General features: G+C 48.2%; 3 protein-coding genes. All 3 read right to left on the reverse strand.

The annotated features are described in order from the left end of the window. Window positions 1-28: 28 nt before the first annotated feature. Window positions 29-826: an ABC transporter permease gene (locus CLOSYM_RS16370; protein ID WP_003498522.1), complete on the reverse strand. Its 798-nt coding sequence runs from the start codon at window positions 824-826 to the stop codon at window positions 29-31. Window positions 827-847: 21 nt separating this feature from the next. After that, complete coding sequence (locus CLOSYM_RS16375; protein WP_009299229.1) at window positions 848-1,792, reverse strand: ABC transporter permease; 945 nt, start codon at window positions 1,790-1,792, stop codon at window positions 848-850. 64 nt (window positions 1,793-1,856) lie between these two features. Further along, window positions 1,857-3,431 (reverse strand): ABC transporter substrate-binding protein, encoded by a 1,575-nt coding sequence (locus tag CLOSYM_RS16380; RefSeq protein ID WP_021642971.1) that lies wholly within the window; start codon window positions 3,429-3,431, stop codon window positions 1,857-1,859. Between the last annotated feature and the right edge of the window lie 162 nt (window positions 3,432-3,593).

Below are 3,593 nucleotides of genomic sequence, written 5' to 3' on the forward strand. Positions count from 1 at the left end.
AAAAAGTTCTTGACATATCACCAGAATGCTATTCCTGAAGGGTTCTCAGGCCTTCACTGACCATACTGAATCCCAATATAATTAAAATAATTGTGATCCCCGGAAAAATCGCGTACCAGGGAGCATTGAAGATATAAGACTGGGCCTCCGACAGCATTCGGCCAAGACTCGGTTCCGGCGGCTGGATACCGAGGCCGAGATAACTCATGCTTGCCTCAGCCAGCACCGCATTGTTAAAACCGATAGCGGCGGCCGTCAGAATACTGACTCCGGCATTGGGCAGAATATGGAGGAAAATGATGCGGAAATCCCCCGCCCCCATAATTTTGGCACTCTTGACAAAATCAAGCTCACGGCAGCGTATGACTTCACTGCGCACAATACGTGCAAAACTGGGAATAAAAAGAACCCCCAGAGCCAGAATAATATTGTATCTGCCCGGCCCCATCAGGCTGATGACAATCAAAGCCAGCAGAATACTGGGAAATGAAAGCAGCATATCGTTTAAACGCATGACGACATCGTCCAGCCACCCTCCGTAATATCCGGTCACCGCTCCAATCAGGGTGCCGAATACTCCTCCAATCAGCACGGTGCAGACAGCCACAAAGAACGTGCTGCCGCTTCCATTCATGACACGGCTTAAAATATCTCTTCCAAAGTTATCCGTTCCCATCGGATGCGTCAGGCATGGTGCCAGATTGACGGATAACGAATCCATGGCCGTCGCCCCATAAGGCGTCCAAAACCGGCCAATCACTGCAGCCGCCAGAAAGAACAGGGTAATTGAAGTCCCTATAATCAGATTGTAATTTCTTTTCTTCATAATCGTACCTTCCGTCTTCTCTTACGACGTCTTCACACGCGGGTCCAGGAACTGGTATAACACATCCACAATAAAGTTAATAATGACAACAACGGCCGTTATGTATAACACAATGGCCTGCACTACCGGATAATCACGGTTCGAGATGGAGGATATCAGTAATCTTCCGATTCCCGGCACACTGAAGACCTGCTCCACGATAATGCTTCCGGCCAGTATCTCAGCAATTACCAATGCAAAAAAAGTGATAACCGGTATCAGAGCATTCTTCAGGATATGGCTATAGAGCACGCCCGTTCTTGTGTTTCCCTTGCTGAATGCGGTTCTCACATAATCCTTGTTCATCTCCGAGATCACCGAGTTGCGCAAAAACTTGACTACCATTGCAATTTTCGGAAGTGCAATGGCCAAAGCCGGAAAAAACAGGTATTTGACCGCTTCCCCCAGATTTTCCGACGGCTGGATGAACTTCCCGGGCTGGAATAAATGAAGTATCAGGCCAAATACGTAGGTCAGTATCATTCCCAGAAAAAAGGGAGGTATCGCCATGATTATCTGGGTCAGCTGATTGGTTACGACATCGCCCCACTCTCCCGCATGACGCGCGCTTGCAATTCCAAGCGGTACGGAACATACGAGAATAATGACCAGTGCGATGACGGATAAAAGGACGGTAACCGGCAGCCGGTCGGACAGCAGCGAACTGACGCTGATGCCTTCATAGCGGTATGACTCGCCGAAATCTCCGGTAACTGCGCCGCCAATCCATCGGACATACCGCACCGGAAGGGAATCATTGAGTCCCATCTCCTCCCGAAGCGCTTCCACCTGTTGTTCGGAGGCATCCTTTCCGAGCCTGGAAAGCGCCGCATCTCCCGGAATAACAGAAAAAGCAGTAAACGTCAGGAAGGAGATCAACAACAATGTGATAATGAGAGTTATCAGTTTTTTAATAAAGAATTTCATAATTCCCTCCTGGTATTTACTGCTTTTGTATTTATTCTGTTTTACTTACCGTTATTTTATTCTTTTACTGTGCAATCTGGTACAGCAGGGACATATCCTCCGCCGATGTCGGATAGAAGGTGTAGCCTGCAAACTTTTTATTTACCGCCACCAGATTGGCCGGATCCTCGATATATACTGCGGCTGCATCCTGTGCCAGGATCATCTGGGCTTCTTTATATTTAGCCGTCTTCTCGGCATCGTCAACTGCTTCATATGCCTCTTTGAACGCCCGGTCAAACTCTGCGTTGGAATAATGCATAAAGTTCTTGCTGTCGTCGGATACATATCTCTGGAGCATCTTGCCCGGAGCCAGCGTTCCGTCAAAACCAATAACCGTAGCCTGGAACTGTCCGTTCTTGTAAACTTCCTCCAGCCAGGTACTCCACTCCACCTGCTTGATTGTGGTTCTTACGCCTGCCTGCGATAATTCGTCGGCAATAATCTGCGCCGTATCCACATGCGGGGAATAGGAGCTTGGAACTGTAATCTCCAGATCAAAGCCGTCCGGGTAGCCCGCCTCGGCAAGCAGTTCCTTCGCCTTTGCCACATCATAAGTATAGACTGATTCAGCCTGCGGCTCATAATATTTTGTCATGTTCGGGATCATGTTGGACCCGATGATACGGCTCTTTCCGCCAAACAGGAAATTATTGATTGCATCCCTGTCCACGGCATAACAGAGAGCCTGGCGCACCTTTGCATTGGAAAGCGGTTCATAGCCGCTGTTTAAGTACATTCCATGAACCAGGTTCATGCTGCCTTCCACAAGGTTATATTCACTGCTTAAGGACTGGGCCTGGGCTGTAGTCAGGTACTTCAAAATATCGATGGTGCCTGCCTGAAGCTCCATGAACGCAGTATCCACATCCGGTGTGAATTTGAATTCCACCCTGTCAAGATAGGGAAGGCCTTTCTGCCAGTATCCGTCGTACTTTTCCAGGATCAGGTTCTGTCCCGGTGTGTAGGATACAAATTTGAATGGTCCCGTTCCGATTGGGTTTCCCGCCGGATCATCGTTGGAAGCAGGAATTACCGCCAGCGCAAGCTCTGTGATAAACTCAGAGTCTCCCTCTTTCAAAAGCACCTCGATTGTCTTGTCGTCCTTTATGACCACGTCCGAAAGCATAGAAAAAGCGGAGGATTCGCCCTGAATCTCCGCATATCGATCAATGGAATATTTGACATCTTCAACTGTCACCGGTGTTCCGTCATGGAAGGTAATACCGTCTCTCAATGTGAAAGTAAAGGTCTTTGCATCATCTGAGATAGTATAATCACTGGCAACTGCCGGCATTAAACTGCCGTCTGAAGCGGGCTTTACAAGCCCTTCGTACAAATTGAAAACCACGTCTCTAGTTCCTGCGTCCGTATCTGGGTGGGGGTCAAGACTAGCCAGGTCCTGTGTCATACCGAATACAACACTTCCGCCTGGTACTGGTGTTCCTTCTGAAAGAGTATTACTGGTTTCTTCTGCGGAAGCTTCCTGTTTCGTCTCTCCCGCCGAGGTGCCTCCCGCATTCTTATCGCCTCCGCATGCGCTGAGTGCAACAGATACCAGAAGTGCCATTACGCCTGAAAGTAGGTGTCTCTTTTTCATCTCATTTACCTCTTGAATTCGTAATATTCTCTCATTATTAAATTGTCCCTATCATTGTAACAGGTTTTATGAAAAATGCAACTTCTTTTAAGAAATTTATATTGAGAATGGGAGGACGCGTCCGGAAGGGGCGCTGATTGTCTCTAACCTTAAATGGGGAGG

Source organism: [Clostridium] symbiosum ATCC 14940, assembly GCF_000466485.1.
Lineage (GTDB): Bacteria > Bacillota > Clostridia > Lachnospirales > Lachnospiraceae > Otoolea > Otoolea symbiosa.

Bases quoted from the DNA above. Each gene is read 5' to 3' on its own strand.
- CLOSYM_RS16375 (WP_009299229.1), bottom strand. From the start codon at position 1,792: ATGAAATTCTTTATTAAAAAACTGATAACTCTCATTATCACATTGTTG.
- CLOSYM_RS16370 (WP_003498522.1), bottom strand. From the start codon at position 826: ATGAAGAAAAGAAATTACAATCTGATTATAGGGACTTCAATTACCCTG.
- CLOSYM_RS16380 (WP_021642971.1), bottom strand. From the start codon at position 3,431: ATGAAAAAGAGACACCTACTTTCAGGCGTAATGGCACTTCTGGTATCT.